The 24146-nt window shown below is 71.9% G+C and carries 23 protein-coding genes and 2 rRNA genes; 7 read left to right on the forward strand and 18 right to left on the reverse strand.

The window, feature by feature from the left end; all coding sequences use genetic code 11:
* The first annotated feature begins 10 nt into the window (after window positions 1–10).
* Together EKG83_RS08970 and rrf are read left to right on the forward strand one after the other, a co-directional pair.
* A 23S ribosomal RNA gene (locus EKG83_RS08970) occupies window positions 11–3089 on the forward strand.
* Between the two features lie 114 nt (window positions 3090–3203).
* Window positions 3204–3320: ribosomal RNA gene (rrf, locus tag EKG83_RS08975) — 5S ribosomal RNA — on the forward strand.
* Between the two features lie 99 nt (window positions 3321–3419).
* Here the strand turns inward: rrf and EKG83_RS08980 are convergent.
* Complete coding sequence (locus EKG83_RS08980; RefSeq protein ID WP_228122543.1) at window positions 3420–4388, reverse strand: NAD(P)/FAD-dependent oxidoreductase; 969 nt, start codon at window positions 4386–4388, stop codon at window positions 3420–3422.
* A 121-nt stretch (window positions 4389–4509) separates the two neighbouring features.
* On the opposite strand from EKG83_RS08980, the gene EKG83_RS08985 reads away from it, so the two are divergent.
* Window positions 4510–4647, forward strand: a complete 138-nt coding sequence (locus EKG83_RS08985; protein WP_153277959.1) for a hypothetical protein — start codon at window positions 4510–4512, stop codon at window positions 4645–4647.
* A 1-nt stretch (window position 4648) separates the two neighbouring features.
* Here EKG83_RS08985 and EKG83_RS08990 read toward each other — a convergent pair whose 3' ends face one another.
* Together EKG83_RS08990 and EKG83_RS08995 are read right to left on the reverse strand one after the other, a co-directional pair.
* Window positions 4649–4984, reverse strand: a complete 336-nt coding sequence (locus EKG83_RS08990) for a nucleotide pyrophosphohydrolase (RefSeq protein ID WP_033432552.1) — start codon at window positions 4982–4984, stop codon at window positions 4649–4651.
* Window positions 4981–5892 carry an AraC family transcriptional regulator gene (locus tag EKG83_RS08995; protein ID WP_033432553.1) on the reverse strand — a complete coding sequence of 304 codons (912 nt, stop codon included), beginning with the start codon at window positions 5890–5892 and terminating at the stop codon, window positions 4981–4983. The genes EKG83_RS08990 and EKG83_RS08995 overlap by 4 nt, the downstream gene beginning before the upstream one ends.
* A 71-nt stretch (window positions 5893–5963) precedes the next feature.
* Between EKG83_RS08995 and EKG83_RS09000 the strand changes: the two genes are divergently transcribed.
* On the forward strand, window positions 5964–6764 hold the full coding sequence (locus EKG83_RS09000; RefSeq protein ID WP_033432554.1) for an NAD(P)H-binding protein: 801 nt from the start codon (window positions 5964–5966) through the stop codon (window positions 6762–6764).
* Here the strand turns inward: EKG83_RS09000 and EKG83_RS09005 are convergent.
* The 3 genes from EKG83_RS09005 to EKG83_RS09015 all read right to left on the reverse strand — a co-directional run bounded on the left by EKG83_RS09005 (window position 6731) and on the right by EKG83_RS09015 (window position 9331).
* The gene (locus EKG83_RS09005; RefSeq protein WP_033432555.1) at window positions 6731–7375 is read right to left on the reverse strand and encodes a class I SAM-dependent methyltransferase; all 645 of its coding nucleotides are present in this window, start codon (window positions 7373–7375) and stop codon (window positions 6731–6733) included. The two genes, EKG83_RS09000 and EKG83_RS09005, sit on opposite strands and share 34 nt — an antisense overlap.
* A gap of 60 nt (window positions 7376–7435) precedes the next feature.
* Window positions 7436–8455: a helix-turn-helix domain-containing protein gene (locus EKG83_RS09010; RefSeq protein ID WP_033432615.1), complete on the reverse strand. Its 1020-nt coding sequence runs from the start codon at window positions 8453–8455 to the stop codon at window positions 7436–7438.
* A gap of 240 nt (window positions 8456–8695) precedes the next feature.
* Window positions 8696–9331 (reverse strand): hypothetical protein, encoded by a 636-nt coding sequence (locus EKG83_RS09015; protein ID WP_153277960.1) that lies wholly within the window; start codon window positions 9329–9331, stop codon window positions 8696–8698.
* Window positions 9332–9518: 187 nt separating this feature from the next.
* Between EKG83_RS09015 and EKG83_RS09020 the strand changes: the two genes are divergently transcribed.
* The gene (locus EKG83_RS09020) at window positions 9519–10727 is read left to right on the forward strand and encodes a PP2C family protein-serine/threonine phosphatase (protein ID WP_033432557.1); all 1209 of its coding nucleotides are present in this window, start codon (window positions 9519–9521) and stop codon (window positions 10725–10727) included.
* Between the two features lie 2 nt (window positions 10728–10729).
* On the opposite strand, the gene EKG83_RS09025 is transcribed toward EKG83_RS09020, so the two are convergent.
* The 8 genes from EKG83_RS09025 to EKG83_RS09060 form a co-directional block, all read right to left on the reverse strand.
* Entirely contained in the window at window positions 10730–12616 is a 1887-nt protein-coding gene (locus EKG83_RS09025) for a DUF2075 domain-containing protein (RefSeq protein WP_033432558.1), read from the reverse strand.
* Between the two features lie 265 nt (window positions 12617–12881).
* Window positions 12882–13661: an ESX secretion-associated protein EspG gene (locus EKG83_RS09030; RefSeq protein ID WP_033432559.1), complete on the reverse strand. Its 780-nt coding sequence runs from the start codon at window positions 13659–13661 to the stop codon at window positions 12882–12884.
* Window positions 13658–14929 (reverse strand): PPE domain-containing protein, encoded by a 1272-nt coding sequence (locus EKG83_RS09035; RefSeq protein WP_033432560.1) that lies wholly within the window; start codon window positions 14927–14929, stop codon window positions 13658–13660. The genes EKG83_RS09030 and EKG83_RS09035 overlap by 4 nt, the downstream gene beginning before the upstream one ends.
* A 13-nt stretch (window positions 14930–14942) precedes the next feature.
* On the reverse strand, window positions 14943–15521 hold the full coding sequence (locus tag EKG83_RS09040) for a DUF3558 domain-containing protein (protein WP_084716698.1): 579 nt from the start codon (window positions 15519–15521) through the stop codon (window positions 14943–14945).
* Complete coding sequence (locus EKG83_RS09045) at window positions 15514–15888, reverse strand: PE family protein (RefSeq protein ID WP_084716700.1); 375 nt, start codon at window positions 15886–15888, stop codon at window positions 15514–15516. The genes EKG83_RS09040 and EKG83_RS09045 overlap by 8 nt, the downstream gene beginning before the upstream one ends.
* A gap of 287 nt (window positions 15889–16175) precedes the next feature.
* Complete coding sequence (locus EKG83_RS09050; RefSeq protein ID WP_033432562.1) at window positions 16176–16517, reverse strand: peptidase inhibitor family I36 protein; 342 nt, start codon at window positions 16515–16517, stop codon at window positions 16176–16178.
* A gap of 68 nt (window positions 16518–16585) precedes the next feature.
* Entirely contained in the window at window positions 16586–16966 is a 381-nt protein-coding gene (locus EKG83_RS09055; RefSeq protein WP_033432563.1) for an HNH endonuclease, read from the reverse strand.
* Window positions 16959–17780: a DUF72 domain-containing protein gene (locus EKG83_RS09060; RefSeq protein ID WP_033432564.1), complete on the reverse strand. Its 822-nt coding sequence runs from the start codon at window positions 17778–17780 to the stop codon at window positions 16959–16961. Before EKG83_RS09060 ends, EKG83_RS09055 begins: the two co-directional genes overlap by 8 nt.
* Before the next feature lie 82 nt (window positions 17781–17862).
* On the opposite strand from EKG83_RS09060, the gene EKG83_RS09065 reads away from it, so the two are divergent.
* Window positions 17863–18600: an arylamine N-acetyltransferase family protein gene (locus tag EKG83_RS09065; protein ID WP_033432565.1), complete on the forward strand. Its 738-nt coding sequence runs from the start codon at window positions 17863–17865 to the stop codon at window positions 18598–18600.
* Between the two features lie 76 nt (window positions 18601–18676).
* Window positions 18677–19414, forward strand: a complete 738-nt coding sequence (locus EKG83_RS09070) for an arylamine N-acetyltransferase family protein (protein WP_033432566.1) — start codon at window positions 18677–18679, stop codon at window positions 19412–19414.
* On the opposite strand, the gene EKG83_RS09075 is transcribed toward EKG83_RS09070, so the two are convergent.
* From EKG83_RS09075 to EKG83_RS09090, 4 genes are all read right to left on the reverse strand, one after another.
* Window positions 19407–20135, reverse strand: a complete 729-nt coding sequence (locus EKG83_RS09075) for a DUF72 domain-containing protein (protein ID WP_033432567.1) — start codon at window positions 20133–20135, stop codon at window positions 19407–19409. The two genes, EKG83_RS09070 and EKG83_RS09075, sit on opposite strands and share 8 nt — an antisense overlap.
* Window positions 20136–20174: 39 nt before the next feature.
* Window positions 20175–20648, reverse strand: coding sequence for a hypothetical protein (locus EKG83_RS09080; RefSeq protein ID WP_084716703.1), 474 nt, complete (start codon window positions 20646–20648; stop codon window positions 20175–20177).
* 133 nt (window positions 20649–20781) lie between these two features.
* Complete coding sequence (locus EKG83_RS09085; protein WP_051766283.1) at window positions 20782–22893, reverse strand: 3-hydroxyacyl-CoA dehydrogenase NAD-binding domain-containing protein; 2112 nt, start codon at window positions 22891–22893, stop codon at window positions 20782–20784.
* Window positions 22890–24110, reverse strand: a complete 1221-nt coding sequence (locus EKG83_RS09090; RefSeq protein WP_033432569.1) for a thiolase family protein — start codon at window positions 24108–24110, stop codon at window positions 22890–22892. The genes EKG83_RS09085 and EKG83_RS09090 overlap by 4 nt, the downstream gene beginning before the upstream one ends.
* Window positions 24111–24146: the final 36 nt, after the last annotated feature.

Genomic DNA, 24146 nt, shown 5'->3' on the forward strand with positions numbered 1-24146 from the left:
AGCATCTTTGTGGCAAGTTATTAAGGGCATACGGTGGATGCCTTGGCACCAGGAGCCGATGAAGGACGTAGGAGACTGCGATAAGTCTTGGGGAGCTGTCAACCGAGCTGAGATCCAAGAATTTCCGAATGGGGAAACCCGGCCTCAGTCATGTGGGGTCACCCGTACCTGAACACATAGGGTGCGTGGAGGGAACGCGGGGAAGTGAAACATCTCAGTACCCGCAGGAAGAGAAAACAACCGTGATTCCGTGAGTAGTGGCGAGCGAAAGCGGAAGAGGCTAAACCGCGTCTGTGTGATACCCGGCAGGGGTTGCATTCGCGGGGTCGTGGGACCTGTCTGATCGTTCTGCCGGACGGTCGAGGAGTTATAAAACACTGTGGTTAGCGGAATGCGTCTGGAAAGCGTGACCGTAGAGGGTGAGAGTCCCGTACGTGAAAACCCGGTGTCTCCTGACGGTGTTCCCAAGTAGCAGCGAGCTCGTGGAATTTGCTGTGAATCTGGCGGGACCACCCGCTAAGCCTGAATACTCCCTGGTGACCGATAGCGGACTAGTACCGTGAGGGAAAGGTGAAAAGTACCCCGGGAGGGGAGTGAAATAGTACCTGAAACCGTGTGCCTACAATCCGTCGGAGCCTTTAGGGGTGACGGCGTGCCTTTTGAAGAATGAGCCTGCGAGTTAGTGCTGCGTGGCGAGGTTAACCCGTGTGGGGTAGCCGTAGCGAAAGCGAGTCCGAATAGGGCGGTTGAGTCGCGTGGTCTAGACCCGAAGCGGGGTGATCTAGCCATGGCCAGGGTGAAGCGTGGGTAAGACCGCGTGGAGGCCCGAACCCACCAGGGTTGAAAACCTGGGGGATGAGCTGTGGTTAGGGGTGAAAGGCCAATCAAACTCCGTGATAGCTGGTTCTCCCCGAAATGCATTTAGGTGCAGCGTCGTGTGTTTCGTGCCGGAGGTAGAGCACTGGATGGTCTAGGGGGCCCACAAGCTTACCGAAATCAACCAAACTCCGAATGCCGGTACGTGAGAGCGCGGCAGTGAGACTGCGGGGGATAAGCTTCGTAGTCGAGAGGGAAACAGCCCAGAACGCCGGCTAAGGCCCCTAAGTGTGTGCTAAGTGGGAAAGGATGTGGGGTCGCCCAGACAACCAGGAGGTTGGCTTAGAAGCAGCCACCCTTTAAAGAGTGCGTAATAGCTCACTGGTCAAGTGGTCCTGCGCCGACAATGTAGCGGGGCTTAAGCACACCGCCGAAGCCGTGTCATTCCAGTTTTGCTGGGATGGGTAGGGGAGCGTCGTTCAGCCGCTGAAGCTGCAGGGGAACCTAGTGGTGGAGGCTGGACGAGTGAGAATGCAGGCATGAGTAGCGAAAGCAGAGTGAGAAACTCTGCCGCCGGATGACCAAGGGTTCCTGGGCCAGGCTAATCCGCCCAGGGTAAGTCGGGACCTAAGGCGAGGCCGACAGGCGTAGTCGATGGACAACGGGTTGATATTCCCGTACCCGTGTGAACGCGCCCATGGCGAGGCTTGCGATGCTAACCGCCCAAAGCTTGGGGGCCGACCTTCGGGTCTTCTCCAAGTGGAGCGCGGGACCCGAGCTTGTAGTAGTCAAACGATGGGGTGACGCAGGAGGGTAGCTCCGCCAGTGAGTGGTAGTACTGGTGTAAGCGTGTAGGGAGAGCTGTAGGCAAATCCGCAGCTCACACATCCTGAGACGTGATGCATAGCCGATTGAGGCGAAGTAGGGTGATCCCATGCTGCCGAGAAAAGCCTCTAGTGAGTGTTCATGCGGCCCGTACCCCAAACCGACACAGGTGGTCAGGTAGAGAATACCGAGGCGATCGGGCGAACTGTGGTTAAGGAACTCGGCAAAATGCCCCCGTAACTTCGGGAGAAGGGGGGCCAAAGGGTTTGAAGCCCCTTGCGGGCTAGGACCAGTTGGCCGCAGAGACCAGCGAGAAGCGACTGTTTACTAAAAACACAGGTCCGTGCGAAGTCGCAAGACGATGTATACGGACTGACGCCTGCCCGGTGCTGGAACGTTAAGGGGACCGGTTAGCTCTTCGGGGCGAAGCTGAGAACTTAAGCGCCAGTAAACGGCGGTGGTAACTATAACCATCCTAAGGTAGCGAAATTCCTTGTCGGGTAAGTTCCGACCTGCACGAATGGCGTAACGACTTCTCGACTGTCTCAACCACAGGCCCGGCGAAATTGCACTACGAGTAAAGATGCTCGTTACGCGCGGCAGGACGGAAAGACCCCGGGACCTTTACTATAGCTTGGTATTGGTGTTCGGTTCGGCTTGTGTAGGATAGGTGGGAGACTGTGAAGCGGCCACGCCAGTGGTTGTGGAGTCGTCGTTGAAATACCACTCTGGTCGTACTGGATGTCTAACCTCGGTCCGTGATCCGGATCAGGGACAGTGCCTGGTGGGTAGTTTAACTGGGGCGGTTGCCTCCCAAAGGGTAACGGAGGCGCTCAAAGGTTCCCTCAGCCTGGTTGGCAATCAGGTGTCGAGTGCAAGTGCACAAGGGGGCTTGACTGTGAGACCGACGGGTCGAGCAGGGACGAAAGTCGGAACTAGTGATCCGGCCATGGCTTGTGGAAGCGTGGTCGCTCAACGGATAAAAGGTACCCCGGGGATAACAGGCTGATCTTGCCCAAGAGTCCATATCGACGGCATGGTTTGGCACCTCGATGTCGGCTCGTCGCATCCTGGGGCTGGAGTAGGTCCCAAGGGTTGGGCTGTTCGCCCATTAAAGCGGTACGCGAGCTGGGTTTAGAACGTCGTGAGACAGTTCGGTCCCTATCCGCCGCGCGCGTAGGATACTTGCGGAAGGCTGTCCCTAGTACGAGAGGACCGGGACGGACGGACCTCTGGTGTGCCAGTTGTCCTGCCAAGGGCATTGCTGGTTGGCTACGTTCGGAAGGGATAACCGCTGAAAGCATCTAAGCGGGAAGCTCGTTCCTAGATGAGGTATCCCACCCTTTGTGGGTTAAGGCCCCCAAGAGACCATTGGGTTGATAGGCCGGAGATGGAAGGTCGGTAACGGCTGGAGTTGACCGGTACTAATAGGCCGAGGACTTGTCATGAAGACGCTACGCATCCACTGTGCGGTTCTGAAAGAACCGAACCGGACCACCGGGTCCACTCGACTGAATGGTTGGGTGTGGCCGGGTGCCTACGGGTTGGTAATTTCATAGTGTTTCGGTGGTCATTGCGGTTGGGGAACACCCGGTCCCATTCCGAACCCGGTAGTTAAGCCTTCCAGCGCCGATGGTACTGCACTCGTGAGGGTGTGGGAGAGTAGGACGCCGCCGAACATTCTTTCCCTCAGGGGCACCCGGTTCGCCGGGTGCCCCTGAGGGCTTTGTGCGTTCTGGACCGCCCGGTGGCGAGTGCCCTGGGAGGTTTTCCGCCGTTCAGGACAGCTTGGCGGCGATGGCCTGGCCGAGCGCGGTGCCCGACAGCCACGCCGTTTCGACCTTCGGGCTGCCCCACGCGTCACCGGCGATGCCGACCGCCTCCGCACCGAGGTGGAACGGCGCCTCCCCGGGCTTTGCGGGTCGGGCGAACGACCACCGGTGCACGTGGACCCGGGACGCGGGCTCGGGCAGCCCGAGCAGGTCGCGTACCGCGGTCCGGATCTCGTCTCCGGCGGCGGAGGCGTCGGCCACGTACTGCTCGGCGAACGCGTCCCCGGTGTGCGCGACCAGCACCGGCGCGCCGTCGCCCCGGCGGCTGCCGTCGTCGAACAGCGCGCTCAGGACGGGGTGGTCGTTGACGAACGCGCCGCGGAAGTCGGGCCAGGTCCGCCTCTCGTGGACCAGCGTCGCCACCAGCGACGGCAGCCACTGCTGCTCGGCGACGACCGCGCGGACCGCGCGCAGGCCGGGGTCGAGCACGCGGAGCGCCTGCGGTCCGGGCATGGCCAGGGCGACGGCGTCGACGGCCCGGCCGTCCACGCGCGGCCCGGGTTCGACCCACTCGACCGCGTGGGACGTGACCACGTCCAGGCCGGTCGCCAGGTCCTCGACCAGCGAGCGCAGCCCGCCGGCCGCGGCCCAGCGCACGGGGCCCGTGGTGGAGGACGTGCCCTCGCGGGAGTGGACGGCGAGCGTGTCGGTCCACTCGCGGGCCAGCCCGGCCCGTCGCCACCGCTGGGCGACGGCGGCGAACCGGGGGTCCGAGGTGGTGAAGTAGCCGGCACCGATGTCCGCCCGCCGACCGTCGTAGCGCTTGGTCGCCATCCGGCCGCCGCAGGTGTGCGCCCGCTCCAGGACGGTGACGTCGGCACCCGCGTCGACCAGCGCCCGCGCGCACGCGACGCCGGCGATCCCCGCGCCCACCACCACGACCCGCACCGCCACGTCCTCCCGGTGGACCGTCACGTTCCGGTTGGCCGCGCCGCTGTCCGGGCGACGCGCCTCCGGCGAGCGGGTGACGGAGCACGTCCGCCCGGTGTCCCTCCTTACCGTAACCGCACTGGCGCCGGTCCGTGGGAGGTCTCCAGTGCCGTGGCGGTGGCGCAGAAGGCGGGGCAGGCACTCCCGCGGCCGGTCGCGGCCGGGGACGCCGGTGTGGGCGCCGGTGGTGCTGGCCGTGGTGCTGCTGGTGGCGCTGGTGCTGCTCCTGCTGACCTACGTGTAGGTCACTCGACGGGCTTGAGCGAGCCGGTGGGGAAGCGGTGCTCGTTGCGCTCGATCTTGGCGAAGGCGGCCTCGACCAGGTCGACGTCGAGCTTGTCCGCCAGCCGCACCAGGTAGTGCACGACGTCGGCCAGCTCGTCGCGCACGTTCCAGGCCAGCTCGGGGTCCTCCATGGCGCGGGCGGCCTCCTCGGGGGTGAGCCACTGGAACAGGTCGGTCAGCTCGCCGACCTCGCCGGACAGGGCCATCACGAGGTTCTTCGGGGTGTGGTACCGGTCCCAGTCGCGGGCGGCGGCGAACCGGCGCAGGGCGTCCCGCAGGTCTTCCAGGTTGTTCATGCCCGCAGGGCTACCACACGGTGGTCGCTGGGCCGCACGCCGCGCACCCGCTTGAACGCGGTGCTGAACGCGAACCCGTCCGCGTAGCCGACGGCGCGGGCCACCGAGGCGACCGTGGTGCCCGGTTCGGCCAGCAGGCCCGCGGCCACGTCCATGCGCCACTCGGTCAGGTAGGTCAGCGGCGGCACGCCGACCAGCGCGGTGAACCGCCGGGCCAGCGCGGCCCGGGACACCCCGGCGCGGGTGGCCAGCTCGGCGACCGTCCAGGCGTGGCCGGGCGCGTCGTGCATCGCCCGCAGGGCTGGGCCGACGACGTCGTCGCCCAGTGCCCGGTACCAGGCGGGCGCGTCGGCGTCGGGGCGGTCGAACCAGTCGCGCAGCGCGAACACCAGCAGCAGGTCGAGCACCCGGTCGAGCACGATGTCCTGGCCGGGCCGGTCCTTGGCGGCTTCGGCGGACAGCAGTCCCAGGGCGGGGCACGGGCCGTCCGGGCAGGGCACCGCGAACGCGGCGGGCAGGGCGTTGAGCAGGCGGTCGGAGATGCTGCCCTCGACCTCGTAGCTGCCCATGACCACGACGGTCTCGCCGTCGGCGTCGAGCCCGTAGGTGCGGGTGCCCAGCCGCCAGCGCTCGCAGCCGGGTTCGCCGACGCGGACCTGCGGCGGGGTGGCCGGGTCGTCGGCCAGCACGAACCGCGAGGGGCCGCGGACCAGGCCGACGTCGCCGGTGCGCAGGAAGGCGCGGGTGCCGTCGTCGGCGAGCAGCCACGCGTCGCCGCGCACGGGGGTGGCGAGCGTGAGCGGCGCGGTGGCCGAGATCGCCAGGGACCACGGTGGCGAGGCCAGCGAGCGGCACACCTGGGCGCCGTGCGCGTGCACGCCGCGCAGCAGGTCGGTGAGAGCGTCCACGTGGACGATTGAACATGCGCCGGCGACGCTGGGCCATGTCCGGCGCGGGCCGTCGTTGGTTGGCTCGTGGCATGACGATCCTGGTTGTTGGAGCCACCGGCAAGACCGGCCGCCGCGTCGCCGCGGCCCTCGGCGCGCGCGGCGTCGACCACCGCCCCGTGTCGCGCAAGTCGCCGATCGCGTTCGACTGGTTCGACCGCGCCACGTGGGGGCCCGCCCTGGAGGGCGCCACCGCCGCGTACCTGGTGCCGCCGACGTTCACGCTGGACGACGCCGAGGTGGCCGCGTTCGTGCCGCGGGCGGTCGAGGCGGGGGTGCGGCGGCTCGTGCTGCTGTCGGCGCGGGGCATCCCGGACGGTGACGGGCGCGAGCGGGCGGTGCGGGAGTCCGGTGTGGACTGGGCGGTGCTGCGGCCGACGTGGTTCTCGCACAACTTCAGCGAGGACTTCTTCCTGCCGCAGGTGCGCGCGGGGCAGGTGGTGCTGCCCGCGGGCGGCGACGGGGCGCACCCGTTCATCGACGCGCGGGACATCGCGGACGTGGCGGTGGCGCTGCTGACGGGGGAGGGGCCCGTGGGGGCGGTCCACGAGCTGTCCGGTCCGCGGGCGCTGTCGTTCCCGTCGGTGCTGGAGCGGATCGGCGCGGTGTCGGGGCGGACGCCGGAGCTGGTGGACGTGGCGCCGGCGGCGTTCACCGCGATGCTCGTGGACGGCGGGATGGCCCCCGACTACGCCGAGGTGCTGACGGGGTCGCTGGTCGCCATCCGCGGCGGGCACGACGCGCACGTGTCCGACGGCGTGCCGGCGGTGCTGGGGCGGGACGCGCGGCCGTTCGAGGACTACCTGGCGGAGGCGTCCGGGGCCTGGGCCTGAGCGAGCACCAGCAGGTGCTCCTCGACGGGCTGGCCCTCGCGGTCGGGGTGGAACAGGGCGGAGCGGTTCTCCAGCACCACCAGGCCGGCCCGCTCGACGAGGCGGAGCAGGTCGGGGGTGGCGAAGCTGGTCAGCCGCACGGTGTGGCCGAGGAACGGCACCTCCAGGTCCTCCACGTCCATCGGGACGGTGACCAGCGCCAGCAGCCCGCCCGGCACCAGCCAGCCGGCGATGCGGCCCAGCACGGCCGCCACCTCGTCCCGGGTCATCTGCAGGAACGGGAAGAACGCGCACACCGCGTCCCACCGCCGCGGTGACTCCCAGTCGCGCACGTCGGCGTGGACGAACTCGGCGCCGGGCACCTGCTCGGTGGCGATCTCGACCATGGCGCGCGACACGTCCAGGCCCAGCACCCGGTGCCCGGCGGCGGTCAGCTCCTCGGCCGCGGGCCGCCCCGTGCCGCTGCCGACGTCGAGGACGTGGGCGTGCTCGGGGAGGCGGTCGAGCAGCAGGCGCACGGCCTCGCCCACGACGGGCGGGCGGCCGAACGCCTCCTCGTAGCCGCGGCCGACGGCGTCGAACAGCTCGGCGGCGGTGAGCGGTCGGTCCACGGTGTGCCTTTCGGGCCGGGTGCGGGTCGTCCGGGTGCGGGTCTTTCAGGTGCGGGTCTTTCAGGTGCGGACGAGGGTGAGGTGCGGTCTGGGGTGGTCGGCGCGCTCGCCCCGGCCGGGCAGGGCCGTCAGGACGAGGCCGAACACCAGGCCGTTCAGCTCCTCCACATCGAGCAGCAGGTCGTGCGCCACGCGGTGCGGGGTGGTGCCGCGCTCGCGCAGCGCGCGGAAGACCTTGGCCAGCAGCTGGGAGGTCTCGCGCCGGGCCTCGGGGGCGGGGCGGCGGGCCAGGTGCCGGCACACGGTCGCGTGCCGGGGCGGGGTGAGCAGGTCGAGGTCGCGCAGCCGGTGGGCGAGGGTGAGCGGGTCGACGTGCCAGGTGCCGGCGTGGGCGGCGACCTGCTCGGTCACGGCGTTGCCCGGCACGCCGGCCAGGATGTCGGCGCGGGGCAGCAGGAAGGCGGTGGCAAACGCTTGCGGGTCGGTGGTGCCGACGAGCCTGCCCAGTTCGCGGGCCGCGTCGAGGCGGGCCTGCGCGGGGGAGGCGGTGGGGTCGAGGAAGACGTACGGGGTGCCGGCGTGGCGGCAGGAGAAGGCGCCCGCGGCGGCGCAGTCGGGGGGCAGCGAGAACACCCGCACGCCGTGCGCCTCCAGCAGGTGGACCATGTTGGGCGCCGGGCGGCGGGGCATGCCCCAGCGGGCGCGCACCATGCCGGCGGCGGTCTCCGGGTCGGCGTGGTGCCAGGTCGGCACGTCCGGGTCGGGGAGGGTGAACGCGCGGGTCAGCCAGTCGGCGAAACCGATGGCCAGGCGGGCGGCGGCGGTGGCGGCGTCCCTGCGGCGGCGGGGGGCGGGGGTGGTGAAGGTGGCCTCGACCTCGGGCACGTCGCCGGCCGCGAGGAAGCCGGGTGGGAAGCCGAGGGCCGCGGCGAGCCTGGCCGCCGTCTCCGGCCGGGGACGGCGGCGGCCGCGCTCGTAGTCGCCGATGCTCGCCGGGCTGGTGCCGGCCTTGTGCGCCAGCTCCGCCGCGGTGAGACCGCGCCGGGTGCGGGCCAGGGCCAGTCGCGACGGCGTGAGCATGATCGCGCCATTCTGCACTACCGCCGGGGTGTGGCGGACACCTCGCTGTCGGGGAGGGGTGGCGGGGAGCGCTGTGGGGAGCGCCGGCCGGGAGTGTTGTCGAGGGCCGGTGTTGTCGAGGGCCGGTGTTGTCGAGGGCCGGTGCTGTCCAGGGCCGGTGCTGTCGGAGGCGGGTGTTGTCGGAGGCCGGTGCCGTCTGGGCCGGGGACGACCGCGGGTCCCGGGGTGCCTCCAGGGCCGCTACCGCCTCAGCGTCACCGGCACCTCGACGTCGTCGGGCCCGTCCACGTCCCGCTGGACCGGCAGGGGCCCGAACACCAGCGGCGGCAGCGTGATCCGGCGGGCCCAGCGGTCCACCACCTGGCCCTGCGGGGTGGGCTCGGGCTGCGCGACCTCGCGCAGCACCACCAGCCGGTCGTCCTCCTGGTGCGGGTAGGTGACCAGGAACCACAGCTTCCACTCGTGCGCGTGCAGCGAGTCGAACAGGGTGAACTGGTCGCTGTCGTTGCCGCGCATCATCGCCGCGATCGCCGGGCCCTTGGCGTAGTCGCTGCGCAGCGGCGCGCCGGGCGTGCCGGTGTGGCGGTTGCCCTGGAGGGTGCCCAGCACGACCGGCTTGGTGGGGTGCTGGACCAGGCCCGCGTTCCACTTGTCGACCCGGGTCCAGCCCTCGGCGACCAGGACCTCCCGCAGCTTGCCGACGCGGTGGATCCAGTCCAGCAGCCCGGCGCCGTTGGTCGGGCCGAGCGGCGGCGCGGAGGCCCGCGCGTCCACGCCCGCCCAGATCGCCTCGTCCAGGTGGTCCACGCGCAGGCCGAGTTCGGCGAGCGCCGCGTGGTGGTCCGCGGTCAGCTCGGTGGCGTTCGACATCCGCATGACCCGCACGGTAGCCGCGGGCACCGACAATTCCGGGTTGGATCGGTTTTCGCGCCGCCGTCCCGGGCGGTCGGTGACAGGATGGGCCGGTGGACGTGCGCAGCGGGGACGACGTCGTGGCCGCCGGTCCGGGTGGGTGGCCGTCCGGCGCGGTGGCGGTCGTCTCGGGGTCCGTGTCAGGCTTGGGGTGAGGTGCGGCACCGGGAGCGGCCCGGACCACGACCAGGTCGAGTTCTCGGCCATGTTGGAGGACAGCGCGGACGACCTCTACGACAACGCGCCGTGCGGCTACCTGTCCACCATGCTGGACGGGCGCATCGCGAAGGTGAACACGACCCTGCTGCGGTGGCTGGGCTACGAGCGCGACGAGCTGGTCGGCCGGCGCACGTTCGCCGACCTGCTCAACGTCGGCGGCAAGCTCTACCACGAGACGCACCTGGCGCCGCTGCTGCGCATGCACGGCGAGGTCCGCGAGGTGGCGCTGGAGATGGTCGCCGCCGACGGGCGGCGGTTGCCGGTGCTGGTCAACTGCGCGCTCAGGACCGGTGAGGGCGGTCGGCCGACGCTGATCCGGACCACGGTCTTCGACGCCCGCGACCGCCGCGCGTACGAGCAGGAGCTGCTGCGGGCCCGCAGGCAGGCCGAGCGGGAGCGCGACGAGATCCGGGAGCTGGCCACCACGCTGCAGCGGACCCTGCTGCCGCCGGCGCTGCCCGAGGTGCCCGGGATCGAGCTGGCAAGCCACTACCACCACGCCTCGCTGTACCAGGTGGGCGGCGACTTCTACGACGTGTTCCCCCTGGCCGACGGCAGGTGGGGCCTGTTCCTGGGCGACGTGTGCGGCAAGGGCGCGGAGGCGGCGACGGTGACGTCGCTGACCAGGTACACGCTGCGCTCGGCCGCCGTGTTCGACCCGGACCCGGTGGCCGTGCTGACCAACCTGAACACGGTGCTCGGGCAGGTGCAGGAGGCGCTGCCCAGGTTCTGCACGGTGACCTTCGGCGTGCTCGCGGTCGACGCGGGCGGCTGCACCCTCACCCTGGCGTCCGGAGGTCACCCGCCCGGCCTGCTGCTGGGGGCGGACGGGAGCGCGGAGTACGTGGACACGCCGGGCGGGCAGCTGATCGGCGTGCTGCCCGACGCGGTGATCGCGGAGGCCGCGGTCCGACTGGGCCCGGGTGACGTGTTCGTCCTCTACTCCGACGGCATCACCGAGGCCAGGACCGGGCCGGGCACGAGGTACGAGGAGGAGGCGCTGCTGGAGTTCGCCGAAGCCACCGCCCCCACCTCGGCGGCGGGGGCGGTGAGGGCCCTCGAAGGACTGCTGGACCGGCTCGGCGAGGGCGTGGAGGACGACACGGCCGTGCTGGCGATCGGCGTGCCGCGCCGGGGGTGACGTCAGCGTGCCAGTTTCTCCAGGTACTCCTGCGTCTCGGCGTCGGTGGAGTGCACGCACACCCCGCGCATGCCGCGGGTGAGCAGCACCTTGTAGGTGTTGCGGACCAGGTCGCGGAAGTGCGCGTCGTCGGCCTTCTTCACCGCGGGGTCGTGGGAGAACTGCCGCTGGGCGACCCACCGGCCGTCCCGGCGGACGAAGTCGGGGCCGAAGACGACGCCCGCCCAGTCGTACTCGAAGCCCTGGGCGGTGTAGACGCAGCCGACCTGGCCGAACCCGCGCTCGTCGCTGGCCCAGTAGTGCGACTCGGGTGCGTCGGGGACGCGCTTGTCCGGCTTGGCGTTCCACGGCCGCTGCCAGTCCCCGATCCGCACGTCCGGCACCAGCACCTTCGTGCCGTCCACGACGACCGGGTCGCTCCAGCGCCAGCAGTAGCCCGCGGCCAGCCGGGCGGTGCCGCCGGACTCCGCCCGCCGCGCCAGCAGCCACTCCTCCAGCTCGGCGGGGGAGCCGGCGGTGCGCACGACGAAGTCCTCGTCCTCGCGCGTGACGAGGTCGGACCAGGCGCGCGCCCGGCCGCGACCGATCTCCAGCAGCCCGGCGACCCAGGCGTCGAAGAACTCGGACCCGCCGCAGCGGTACTGGCCGGCCAGGTGCACGACCTCCACCCGGCAGCCGAGCGCTTCGGCCGCGGCGGTGACCTCCCGCAGCGAGCCCATCTCGCCGGGGCGCACCACCTGGTGCTCGTCGAGCAGGAACACCGGCACCCACGCCGCGTCGATCAGCTCGGTCACCTGGCGGCGGGCGCGCTGCCTGGCCTCGGCGCGGGTGTACCGGTTGACGCTGGTCTCCCGGATGCGGTGGGCCTCGTCGCAGATCAGCACGTCCAGCCCGCGCGGCTCGGCGTCCATGAAGTTGTTGAAGTACTTGAACATGCTCTTCACCCGCGGCGCGCGCTTGGCGGCCACCTTGCGCAGCGTGTTGGTGAACGCGCTGGACCCCGTGGCGTGGTAGGCGCGGCGGCCCAGGCGGGCCAGCTCGCCGAGCAGGCTCAGCGCGATGACGCTCTTGCCGGAGCCGGGACCGCCGAGCACGACCACCACGGTCTGCGTCCGGCTCGTCCGCGCCCGCTCGACGGCCTGCAGGACCGTGCTGTAGGCGACCTGCTGCTCGTCGAGCAGGACGAACTGCTCCCGGTCCTGGATCTCCCGCGCGGCGAGGTCCAGCAGCGGCTTCGACGGGGCGTGCCGGGCGTTGAGCAGGTCCTCGGCCGCCCGGCTCGCGGCCTCCCGGGTGGCCGGGTCGGTGTCGAGCAGCGCCCGCAGGCGGTCGACCAGTTGGGCACGGGTGTCCATGGTGTAGAGCCGGCCGTACTCGTCCATCCCGTATTGGGACAGGCGCCAGACGCCGGACTCCAGCGCGTTGTGCAGGTACGCGAGCCCGTGCACCGCGTCGGGCCGCTCGGCCAGGGCCGGCGTCGAGTCGACCAGGTACTCGCAGTACCGGCGCACCTGCTCGACCGGGTGCAGCACGGGCTCCGGGTACCGCGGCACCCGCACCAGGTCGCCGCCCGCCGGTTCGGCGCTCGACCACTGCTTGAGCTCCACCAGCACGTAGGACGGCGTGCCGCGGCGCGGGTGGGTGCCGCACAGGACCACGTCGACCCGCTTCGGGTTGTGCGGCAGCTTGTGCTCCAGCAGCACCTCGACGTGGCCGAGTCCGGCCTCCACCACGTCGGTCAGGAAGGCCGGCAGGCTGTTCTGCCACGACCGCACCTCGGCCGCCCCCACCCCCGACTCGAACTGGATGCGGGCCTGCTCCCGGAGCACCGTGTGCAGCCGGTCGGACATGTCGAGCAACTGCTGGGCGCTGCGGCGCACGAGAGCCACCGGTTGATCCCCCACCTGGGCACGCGAAATACACGTGCGGGTGGGGGCAGCGACGGGGGAACCCGGTGCCCGGCGGGCCGCGGGGGGAGACTAGCGCCTCGCGCCCGCGCGGTGGCTGCGCGGTGGTCGACGCGGCTCGGCCGGGTGCCGTCGGGCTGCCGACGAGGTGGCCTGGCGTCCTTCCCCTCGAACCTGGACTCGCGGCCCGCGTTCCCCCTGGTCATCGGTGGGAGGAGCGCCTCGCGGCAGCCCCGGCGGACCGGGCTCAGCCGGTGCCGGCCAGCAGTTCCGACACCGCGCGGACGAGGCGCGGCTGGTCGGCGGGGCTCAGCGTGGACCACTCGCGGCCGTCGCCGGAGGGGCGGCGGGTGAACTGCCAGCGGCCCTCCGGGGTGTCGTAGAACGACACCGCGTAGGGGCCGCGCCGGCGTGGTCCCGGTCGACCCCGCGCGGTCGGCCGGACCGCCGCGCCGAACTGGCCCATCCGCACCACGTTGCCCAGCACCGAGCCGACCTTCCGCGCGTCCGGGCGCGGCAGGCCGCCGTCGCACAACGCCCTCTCCAGCCGGGTGGCCGACTCGCCCGCCACCGCGGCGGCGTGGTCGAGGACCGCGGCGGGCAGGCTGATCGACCGCGAGCGGGGCGTGGTGTGCGGCGGCAGCAGCGACACCACCGACGCGGCGAGCGAACCCTCGTCGACCCGGGTCAGCCGCAGCCCGTCGGCCGTCAGGACGGCCAGCACGGCGTGCCGGCGCCGGGCCGCGGCGACCGCGCGCACCCGCGGGCCGGCGTCCAGCCGCAGGCGGGCGTCCACCTCGCGCTCCGGCCGCGCCAGCAGGTCCAGCCACCCGGCCAGGCCGGCGTCCACCGCGCCCCGCTCGACCAGGCCCCGCGCCCGGAGCCCGTCCCACGCGCCGTGGAACAGGGCCCGCCGCTCGTCCAGCGTCGCGCCGTGGGACGGGATCGCCAGGATCGTCGGCTGCTCGCCCAGGCCGAGGTGGTCCCAGCACAGCTCGAACTCCAACCGGGACAGGGTGACCGTCACCGGTGGTCGTCCCCGATCACCGGCGGCGCGACCGCCGGGACGTCGTCCTGGCCCCACACGTCCTCCAGCTCCTCCAGGTACGGGGCGGTCCTGTGCTCCAGGTCGTCCTCGTCCCGGCCGCGCTGCGGCGCGCCCGCGGGGCCGCCCGCCACCGGGCCGCCGGTCCCGCCCCTCGCGGCGGGCGTGCCCGCGCCGGGGCGGTCGGTGGGCTGCCGTGCCCCGCCGATGCCGGAGGACGTGCCGGGGCCGAGCGGCCGGTCGGCGCCGTGACCCGGCTGCCCCGGCGTGCCACCCGCCCAGCGCGGCCCGCCTCCCGGGCCACCGCTTCCCCGGCCGCCGGGCGCGCCACCGCCGGGCGTGCCGCCGAAGCCCCTCGTGCCCCGGGCGCCTGCGGGCGGGTTCCGGGTGCCGAGGGGTGACGGCCCCATCGGGCCGGGGGCGAACGGCGCGGCGGCAGGCGGTGGGGGCGGCGCGTGCTGCGGTGGCGGCACCGGGACGGGCGCGGGTCGGGCAGCGGCGTCCGACGGCGTGGTGACGCCCGAGGTGCCGGTGTCGCCGCCGATCGGCGCGACCGCCGGTGGCACCGGCTGCCCGTCCGGAACGGGCGTGCCCCGGTCGGTCGGGGGGTTCGTCGTGCCCCACCGGTGTTCCGCGACGTGCGGCGAGTGCTGCTGGTGCCGCTGCGCCTCGGGTTGCCCGGCCGTCGCCGGTTCGACGACCCGCGCGGTGACCGCCGGCGGCGGGGTGAAGGCCCCCAGGGAGTCCACCGCGGCGGAGGCGCCGTCCCGGTAGTCGTTCATCACCCGGACCGCCTCGCGCTTGGCCTCCTGCGCCCGCTGCTCCTGGACGTCCTGGTCGGTCTGCCCGCCGACGAGGTGGGTGAAGCCCGCCGGTACGCCCCAGTAGTCGTCGTTGGCGGTCGAGGTGACCTCAACGGGCTCCGGCATCCCCGTCACCGCGCCGCTGTAGTGCGAGGTCTGGGCCAGGAAGGAGTTGTGCGTCTCCACCCCCGCGGCGCGGGCGTCCTCGGCCCACTGCACCAGCGGCGCGTTGCCGGCGGTGAACCGCTCGCCCGCCGCGCCGATCCATGAGGCCCCCGCCTCGGCACCGGCCGACGTCAGCTCCGCCTTGGCGTTGCCCATCACCGCGCGGAAGTCGTTCCAGGCATCGTCGACGGCCTGCGCCGCCGCGTGGCCGGGGCCGCCGTGGATCTTGTCGTAGAGCTGCCGGTGCGATTGGGCGTCGAAGTTGTGGTTGCCGATCCCCACCGCCGTTCCCCCCTCACCTCAACAGGTTCTGCATGGCCGCCTCCGCCAACCGCCGCGCCCCGTCGCACGGCTGGGGGAAGCGGTCCCGGAAGCTCGGGCTGACCGAGAACGCGGACGACAGGTACTGCCCCTCCGCGGTGTCCACGAGCAGGTCGCACCGGTCCGGGTCGTCCGGCAGGGTGACCGTGATCGCCGGGAACTCCGCGACCGGCTCGACCTCGGTGGGCCTGCCCTTCCGCCCGCCGCCGCTCCACGCCTCGATCCCCTCGGTGGTGACCGGGATGAGCTGGACGGACTGACCCGTGACCGTCCAGGAGCAGTACGGCGACTTGAACGTCGGGTCCGTCCCGCCGCGCCCCGGCCGGTCGAACCGCATCTGCTGCAACTGGGCCTCGGACACCAGGCCGCAGGGGTCCCTGCCGTCGAGCCTGACCTCCCGGGGACGCGTCGCGCCCTGGTCGGCCGAGGCGGCGCCGGTGCTCGTGCCGGTGGTTCCCGGGCCGGTGCTCTCCGGGGTCGGGGTGCCCGGCTTGGCCGCGCAGCCGGCGAGCAGGAGGGCCAGCACGGCGGCGGTCGACGCGTTCCTAGGCATCGCCGGTGCTTTTCCCGATCTGCCGGATGGCGGTTTCACCGCCGTCCTCGACCAGGCGGTACCCCACGGCCGCCTGGTGCAGTTGTTCGATGTTCAGGTTCAACTCGTCGACGAACCGCCTGCTGACCTCGATGGCGGTGGTCGCGTTGTCGGAGAACACCTCCGCCGCGTCGCCGGACACCTCGTCCGCCGCCAGCGGAACGGCGCGCAAGGCCGATCCCCGCGCGTCGAGGAAGTCCTGGACCGAGTCCCGCACGGCTTCGTACCGCGCCTTGAGCGCCAGGACCCTGTCCGGCTCCACCTGCATCGTCACCGCCGCGGGTGGAGCCGGAACCCCCTGGCCACCGCCACTCGCCATGAACGGCATGAGTCTCCCCTCTCGTGCCTGACGACCGAAAGTACCCGGGTCATCGCTCTGGGTATCCGCAATAAGGTGTCGTTCCCCGGGCCTGTTCGAGTGAATTCAGCGCGCGTGCGCAACGAGTGTGCCGGAACGCCCGTGCCGGCACGGGCGGGTTGTTCGCTATTCGCCCGGATGAAGCAGTGGCGTGTGCAGGAATTCGAGCCAAAGTAGAATCGGGAATGAATTCGCTTGGAATGGGCGAGGTCACCGGTGGTGGGCGGGCGGACCCCACCCACCACCGCCGGGCGCCACTACTCCCACACCTGGATCGCCCTCACCGCGAACGGCGCGTCCGGCACGTAGGTCCCCCCGCCGGGGTAGGTGGTGAACTCCGCCTCCGTCGAGCACGTCGCCCCCTGGTAGACCGACGCGTCCCGGGTCAGGTGGTTGACGAACGACCGGGCTACGAAGCCGCCCGGCAGGGGTATGCACTCGCCCGGGTTGGCCGTCTCCAGGTCGAGCCGGTGGGACTGGCCCGCGTAGTCCGCGCCCGACCACGCGCAGAACTCGCCCCGGTCGCACTCGGGGGCGGCCGCGTGGGCGGTGCCGGTGGTCAGCAGGGTGGTGGCGACGAGGGTTGTGATCATCTTCATGCCACCAGGTTCCACACCCGGGACCGGGTTGTCGCGGTTCCGGCCGGGCGTTCACCGGTTCGTGTGGTTTACGCCGCGCGGCGCCTCAACCTGCGCAGTTGTCCCTCCAGGTACGGCCGGGCGCGGCGTTGGCCGCCCCTGGTCGCGATGGCCGCGGACAGCGCGGTCAGCACCCGGGCGACCCGGTCGGCGTCCGGGTGCCACCCCCGCCGCTCGCACTCGGCCAGCCAGTCGGACGGGGACAGGTGGCCGCGCTCGCGGTTGCAGCGCCGGCAGGCCGCCACCTCGTTCTCCAGCCACGACGGGCCGCCCTTGACCCTCGGCACCAGGTGGTCGGTGGTGGGGGTGACCCGGTCGGTGAACGGGCGCCGGCACCAGGTGCAGTCCGGGCCGTCGCGGGCGACCGCCAGGATCAGCCTGGCGGCGCGGTCGAGCAGCTGGTCAGCCATCGGCCAGGCGGGCGGCCAGCCGGATCGCGTCGTGCGGCGCGGCGGCGTCCGTGTCGTTGTCGAAGTACACGTACACATCGTGGGCCGCCGACCAGTCGCGCACCTTCCGGGCCCACCCGTCCAGCTCGGCGTCGGTGTAGCTGCCCGCGTACAGGGCCTGGTTGCCGTGCAGGCGCACGTAGGCGAAGTCGGCCGTCACGTCCTCCAGGTACGGGTACACGCCCGCCGAGTGGGAGACGACCAGGCCGATGCCGTGGGCGCGCAGCAGGTCGTGGAACTCCGGCCGCAGGAACGTGGGGTGGCGGACCTCCAGGGCGTGGCGCAGCGGGCGGTCGGCCTCGGTGGTGACCCACGCCCGTTCCTCCGGCAGGCGCTCGTCGTGGCCCTCGGCCAGCTTGGCGGCCTCCCGGGTGCTGCGGGGGAGCAGGTCGAAGAACGTGGTCAGGCGGTCCGGGTCGTAGGCGGTCCGGGGCGGCAGCTGCCACAGGAAGGGGCCCAGCTTCCCCTCCAGCGCCAGGATGCCCGACGCGAAGAAGTTGGCCAGCGGCACCTCCACGTCGCGCAGCTGCTTGAGGTGCGTGATGAACCGGCCGCCCTTGACCGCGAACACGAAGTCGTCCGGGGTCTGCGCCGCCCACGCCAGGTAGCTGGTCGGCCGCTGCAGCGAGTAGAACGAGCCGTTCAGCTCGACCGAGCTCATCAGGCCCGAGAGGTGTTCCAGCTCGCGGCGCTGGACCAGCCCCTCCGGGTAGAACGCGCCGCGCCGCCAGTACGGGTACACCCACCCCGACGTCCCGATCCGCACCTCGCCCACGGTCCGCGGGGTACCCGCTGACCGGCCGGTGTACCGGCACCCCGCTTGACCTCCACCGCACTCGATGTTGGAGGTTGGTGGCATGGACGACCGCACGCTCGACGCCTACCTGGCCCTGCTCGGGGCCACCCGCGCCGCCACCGTCGCGGAACTGCACGAGCGGCACGTGCGCACGGTGCCGTTCGAGAACCTGAGCATCCACCTCGGCGAGGAGATCGGCCTGGACGAGGACCGGCTGGTCGACAAGATCGCCCACCGGCGTCGGGGCGGGTTCTGCTACGAGCTCAACGGCGCGTTCGCCGCCCTCCTCGAAGCCCTGGGCCACGACGTGCAAAAACTCTCGGCCAAGGTCTTCCACGACGGCACCTACGGCCCGCCGTTCGACCACCTGGCGCTGCGGGTGGGCGACCTGCTCGCCGACGTGGGCTCCGGCCGGTTCAGCCTGCGGCCGCTGGACCTGACCAGCCGGGAGGACCAGCACGACGAGGCGGGCGTGTTCCGGCTCGTCGACACGCCCGAGGGCGACGTGGACGTGCTGCTCGACGGCGAACCCCAGTACCGGCTCGAACTCCGCCCGCGCGAGCTGGGCGAGTTCCGGGCCATGTGCTGGTACCAGCAGCACCACCCGGCCTCGCCGTTCCGGCGCGCCCCGATGTGCACGCTGCCCACGCCCACCGGCCGCGTGACCATCTCGGGCAGCAGGCTGATCACCACCGACGGGGACGGCAAGCGCGAGGAGGAGCTGGACGACGACGCCCTGCTCGCCGCCTACGCCAAGCACTTCGGCATCGAGCTGGACCGGGTGCCCGGACGTACCTGACCGCGTTCGCCTTCCCGAACGCGCCGGCCCGGGGGCGCTTGATCACCACCGCGGTCGGTGCCGGAACTTGGCGGTCATGGATCAACGCACGCTCGACGCCTACCTGGCCCTGCTCGGGGCCACCCGCGCCGACACCGTGGCCGACCTGCACGAGCGGCACGTGCGCACGGTGCCGTTCGAGAACCTGAGCATCCACCTCGGCGAGGAGATCGGCCTGGACGAGGACCGGCTGGTCGACAAGGTCGTCAACCGGCGTCGGGGCGGGTTCTGCTACGAGCTCAACGGCGCGTTCGCCGCCCTGCTCAGGGCGCTGGGCCACGACGTCGTGCTGCTGGCCGCCAGGGTGTTCAACAACGGCTCCTACGGCCCGCCGCTGGCCCACGTGGCGCTGCGGGTGGGCGACCTGCTGGTCGACGTGGGCTTCGGCCGCTCCGGCCTGCGGCCGCTGGACCTGACCGACCGGGGCGACCAGCACGACGAGGCGGGCGTGTTCCGGCTCGCGGACACGCCCGAGGGCGACGTGGAGGTGCTGCTCGACGGCGAGCGGCAGTACCGGCTGGAACTGCGCCCGCGCGAGCTGGAGGAGTTCCGGGCCATGTGCTGGTACCAGCAGCACTACCCCGCCTCGCCGTTCCGGCGCGCCCCGATGTGCACGCTGCCCACGCCCACCGGCCGCATCACCATCGCCGGTACCAAGCTGATCACCACCGACGGGGACGGCAAGCGCGAGGAGGAGCTGGACGACGACGCCCTGCTCGCCGCCTACGCCAAGCACTTCGGCATCGAACTGGACCGGGTACCGGGGCTCACCTGAGCCGCTCGATCAGCGCCAGGGCGTTGTGGGGCGCGGCACCGCGCATGGTGTTGTCGAAGTAGACGTACACGTCGCGCGTCCGCGCCCACTCCCGCACCCGCTCCGCCCACCGGTCCAGCGCGGCGTCGGAGTAGGCGCTGGCGTACAGCTCCTGGTCGCCGTGCAGCCGCGCGTACACGAAGTCGGCCGTCACCTCCCGGGGTTCCGGGAACCGGCCCGCCGACTCGGCCGCGCACAGCGCCACGCCGCGCTCGGTCAGCATCTCGACCAGCTCCGGGTTGTCCCAGGTGGGGTGACGGATCTCCAGCACGTGCCGCACCGGCGGGCCGGGCAGCAGGTCCAGGAACGCGGCCAGCCGCCCGGGCCGCCACGGCAGGCCCGGCGGCAGCTGCCACAGCACCGGGCCGAGCTTGTGCCCCAGCTCCAGCACGCCGGAGTCGTAGAACCTGGCCAGGTCCTCGCCGACGTCCGCCAGCCGCTTCGCGTGGGTGACCTCGCGGTGCCCCTTGACCGACAGCACGAAGTCGTCCGGCGTGCGCTCGAACCACGACTTGTAGTCGGTGGGCCTGCGCAGCCCGTAGAACGAGCCGTTGACCTCGACGGTGTCCAGGCGCTCGGCGAGGAAACCCAGCTCCAGGCGCTGCTGGAGGCCGCGCGGGTAGAAGTCGCCGCGCCACTCCGGGAAGTGCCAGCCCGACGTGCCCACTCGGATCTCGCCCACGTGGTCCAGTTGCCCGCCACCGCCACGGGCGAAACCCGCCTAGAACCCCGCCCCGTCCAACGCGCCGGTGACCACCCGGTCCACCCGCGCCTGCTGCGGGTCGCGGGCCAGCGCCTCGGTGCACGGGCAGCGCGCCAGGTCGCTGCCGCACAGGTACACGCCCAGCACGCGCAGGCTGCGCGCGGTCTGCCGCAGCCGGGCGGCACCGCGCAGCCGCACCTGCCCGTACACGGCCTTCGCCAGCTGGTAGGGCGCACCGGGCCCCAGGTCGACGCACGCCTGGCTGTCCAGCTCCTCGGCGACGTGCGCGAGGGGCCGGCAGCCGCCGGCCCGCGCCGACCGCACCAGCCGCTGGTCGAGCCGGGCCACCAGCCGCCGACCCACCTCCTCCCGCCAGCCGCGGTCGGAGCTGAGGAAGGCGACCAGCTCCTCCACCCGCACGGGGTCGGGGCTCGGGCGGCGGGCGCGGGACCTCCGGCGGTGGGGCGCGGCGGCACGGCGGTGGGGCGTCATGACACCCAAACATCGTGGTGGGGCGACCTCCGCGAGGGGCACTCACCCGGCTGCCGCCGCACAAGCACCCGCTCGCACTACGACACCGCGCCCGGTCGCCACGAAGGGCGACCGGGCGCGGCGCGGGGGATCGCTAGGCCGGGACGGAGGCGACGCCGGCGGGCAGGAAGCGCCTGCCCGTCACCTTCTCCGAGATGCCCGCGCGGTCCAGGTACGGCGTGACGCCGCCCAGCCAGAACGGCCAGCCCGCGCCGAGGATCATGCACAGGTCGATGTCCTGCGCCTCGGCCACCACGCCCTCGTCGAGCATGATGCGGATCTCCTCGGCCAGGGCCTCCAGGGCCCGGTTGAAGACCTCGTCACCGGTCAGCGGCCGGTCGCCGAACCGCCACAGCGCCTGGACCTCGGGGTCCACGGTCTGGTTGCCGGAGGCGTCCCACTGCCACACGGCGGTCTTGCCCGCCTCGACGAAGCGCTTCATGTTCTCCGACACGCCGAAGCGGTCGGGGAACGCGCCGTGCATCGTGCCGGCCACGTGCAGCGCCACGGCGGGGCCGACGAGCTGGAGCAGCACCAGCGGGGACATCGGCAGGCCCAGCGGCTCGGTGGCCTTGTCGGCGACCTCGAACGGCGTGCCCTCGTCGATGGACTTGACGACCTCGCCCATGAACCGGGTCAGCAGCCGGTTGACCACGAACGCCGGGGCGTCCTTGACCAGCACCGAGGACTTCTTGAGCTGCTTGCCCACGGCGAACGCGGTGGCCAGCGTGGCGTCGTCGGTGCGGTCGGCCCGCACGATCTCCAGCAGCGGCATGACCGCGACCGGGTTGAAGAAGTGGAACCCGACGACCCGCTCGGGGTGCTTGAGGCCGGACGCCATCTCGGTGATCGACAGCGACGAGGTGTTGGTGGCCAGCACCGCCTCGGCCGAGACGTGCTCCTCGACCTCGGCGAACACCTTCTGCTTGACGCCCAGGTCCTCGAACACGGCCTCGATCACGAAGTCCGCGTCGGCGAACGCCGCCTTGTCCAGCGACCCGGTCACCAGCGCCTTGAGGCGGTTGGCCTTGTCCGGCGACACCCGCTTCTTGGCCAGCAGCTTGTCGACCTCGCCGTGCACGTAGCCGACGCCCTTGTCCACGCGGGCCTGGTCGATGTCCGTCAGCACGACGGGCACCTCCAGCCGCCGGGCGAACAGCAGCGCCATCTGCGAGGCCATCAGGCCCGCGCCGACGATGCCGACCTTGGTGACCTTGCGCGCCAGCGACCTGTCCGGCGCGCCGGCGGGCCGCTTGGCCCGCTTCTGCACCAGGTTGAACGAGTACAGCCCGGCCCGCAGCTCGTCGCTCATCACGACGTCGGCCAGCGCCTCGGTCTCGGCCGCGTAACCGCGGTCGAGGTCGTTCTCCCTGGCCAGCTCCAGCAGCTCCAGGGCCTTGAGCGCACCCGGCGCCGCGCCCTTGGTCCGGCCGTGGACGATGGCGCGGGCCCGCGCGACGGCCGCGTCCCAGCCGGCGCCGCGGTCGATCTCCCTGCGGGCGGGCGTGACCTCGCCGCGCACCACGGAGGCCAGCCACAGCAGCGACTGCTCCAGGTAGTCCGCCGACTCGAACAGCGCGTCCGCGATGCCCAGGTCCAGGGCCTGCCTGGGGTTGAGCATCTTGTTCTGGTTGAGCGCGTTCTCGAAGATCACGGTGACCGCGCCGTCCGGGCCGATCAGGTTCGGCAGCAGCTGCGTGCCGCCCCAGCCGGGGAACAGGCCCAGGAACACCTCGGGCAGCGCGATGGCCGCCACGTTGGACGCCACGGTCCGGTAGTGGCACGACAGCGCCAGCTCCAGGCCGCCGCCCATGGCCGCGCCGTTGACGAAGGCGAAGGTGGGCACGGCGGAGTCGGTGAACTTGCGGAACACGTCGTGGCCGAGCGCGCCGGTGGCCAGGGCCTGCTCGCGGGAGGTCGCGCCCTCCACGGCGGTCAGGTCCGCGCCCACGGCGAAGATGAACGGCTTGCCGGTGACCGCGATGGCCACCGGGGACGCCGCGGCGGCCTCGTCGAACGCCTGGCCCAGGCTCACCAGCGACTGCGGGCCGAAGGTGTTGGGCCGGGTGTGGTCGTGGCCGTTGTCCAGGGTGATGAGGGCGACCGGGCCGGTCAGGCCGGGCACGGTGACCAGGCGGGTCCTCGCGACCGTCACGACCTCGTCGGGGAACAGGGCCTTGGCCTCGTCGGCGGTCAACGCGGTCACTTGGCTTCTCCGTTCCAGTGCGGGTTCTCCCAGATCACGGTCCCGCCCATGCCGATGCCGATGCACATGGTGGTGATGCCGTAGCGCACGTCCGGGCGCTCGGCGAACTGCCGCGACAGCTGCGTCATCAGGCGCACGCCCGAGGAGGCCAGCGGGTGGCCGGTGGCGATCGCGCCGCCCCACTGGTTGACCCGCGGGTCGTCGTCGGCGATGCCGAAGTGGTCGAGGAAGGCGAGCACCTGCACGGCGAACGCCTCGTTGATCTCGAACAGGCCGATGTCGTCGATGGTCAGGCCGGCGCGCTTGAGGGCCTTCTCCGTGGCCGGCACCGGGCCGACGCCCATGACCTCGGGCTCGACGCCCAGGAACGAGTAGCCGACCAGGCGCATGCCGACGGGCAGGCCCAGCTCCCGGGCGGTCTCCTCCTCGGCCAGGATGCAGCCGGTGGCGCCGTCGTTGAGGCCCGCCGCGTTGCCCGCGGTGACCCGGCCGTGCGGGCGGAACGGGGTCTTGAGCCTGGCCAGGTCCTCGACCGTGGTGCCGGGGCGCGGCGGCTCGTCGGCGGTGGCCAGGCCCCAGCCGTGCTCGGCGGAGCGGGTGGCGACCGGGACCAGCTCGGGCCCGATCTTGCCGTTCTTCACCGCGTCGGCGTACTTGGCCTGCGAGGCGGCCGCGTAGGCGTCGGCGCGCTCCTTGGTGATGTGCGGGAACCGGTCGTGCAGGTTCTCCGCGGTGGAGCCCATCACCAGGGCGGACGGGTCGACGATCTTGTCGGACAGGAACCGCGGGTTGGGGTCGACGCCCTCGCCCATCGGGTGGCGGCCCATGTGCTCCACGCCGCCCGCGATCACCACGTCGTACGCGCCGAACGCGATGCCGCTGGCCGAGGTCGTCACGGCGGTCATCGCGCCCGCGCACATGCGGTCGATGGCGTAGCCGGGCACCGACTTCGGCAGGCCCGCCAGCAGCGCGGCGGTGCGGCCGATGGTCAGGCCCTGGTCGCCGGTCTGCGTGGTGGCGGCGATGGCCACCTCGTCGACCCGCTCCGGGGGCAGCTCGGGGTGGCGGCGCAGCAGCTCGCGGATCACCTTGACGACCAGGTCGTCGGCACGGGTCTCCGCGAAGATTCCCTTGGGGCCGGCCTTGCCGAACGGCGTGCGCACACCGTCCACGAAGACCACGTTGCGAACGCGTGCCGGCGCTACTGGTGCGGCCACGGCGTCTCCTCTCCTACCGATCGGTAACACAACTCT

Origin of the sequence: Saccharothrix syringae, from assembly GCF_009498035.1 — a bacterium.
GTDB lineage: Bacteria > Actinomycetota > Actinomycetes > Mycobacteriales > Pseudonocardiaceae > Actinosynnema > Actinosynnema syringae.

What these genes read in the sequence shown, in the direction of transcription:
- EKG83_RS08990 (WP_033432552.1), bottom strand. Translation starts at nt 4,984, where the DNA reads ATGAACAACCTGGAAGACCTGCGGGACGCCCTGCGCCGGTTCGCCGCC.
- EKG83_RS09000 (WP_033432554.1), top strand. Translation starts at nt 5,964, where the DNA reads ATGACGATCCTGGTTGTTGGAGCCACCGGCAAGACCGGCCGCCGCGTC.
- EKG83_RS09010 (WP_033432615.1), bottom strand. Translation starts at nt 8,455, where the DNA reads ATGCTCACGCCGTCGCGACTGGCCCTGGCCCGCACCCGGCGCGGTCTC.
- EKG83_RS09015 (WP_153277960.1), bottom strand. Translation starts at nt 9,331, where the DNA reads ATGCGGATGTCGAACGCCACCGAGCTGACCGCGGACCACCACGCGGCG.
- EKG83_RS09040 (WP_084716698.1), bottom strand. Translation starts at nt 15,521, where the DNA reads ATGCCTAGGAACGCGTCGACCGCCGCCGTGCTGGCCCTCCTGCTCGCC.
- EKG83_RS09045 (WP_084716700.1), bottom strand. Translation starts at nt 15,888, where the DNA reads ATGCCGTTCATGGCGAGTGGCGGTGGCCAGGGGGTTCCGGCTCCACCC.
- EKG83_RS09050 (WP_033432562.1), bottom strand. Translation starts at nt 16,517, where the DNA reads ATGAAGATGATCACAACCCTCGTCGCCACCACCCTGCTGACCACCGGC.
- EKG83_RS09055 (WP_033432563.1), bottom strand. Translation starts at nt 16,966, where the DNA reads ATGGCTGACCAGCTGCTCGACCGCGCCGCCAGGCTGATCCTGGCGGTC.
- EKG83_RS09065 (WP_033432565.1), top strand. Translation starts at nt 17,863, where the DNA reads ATGGACGACCGCACGCTCGACGCCTACCTGGCCCTGCTCGGGGCCACC.
- EKG83_RS09070 (WP_033432566.1), top strand. Translation starts at nt 18,677, where the DNA reads ATGGATCAACGCACGCTCGACGCCTACCTGGCCCTGCTCGGGGCCACC.
- EKG83_RS09080 (WP_084716703.1), bottom strand. Translation starts at nt 20,648, where the DNA reads ATGACGCCCCACCGCCGTGCCGCCGCGCCCCACCGCCGGAGGTCCCGC.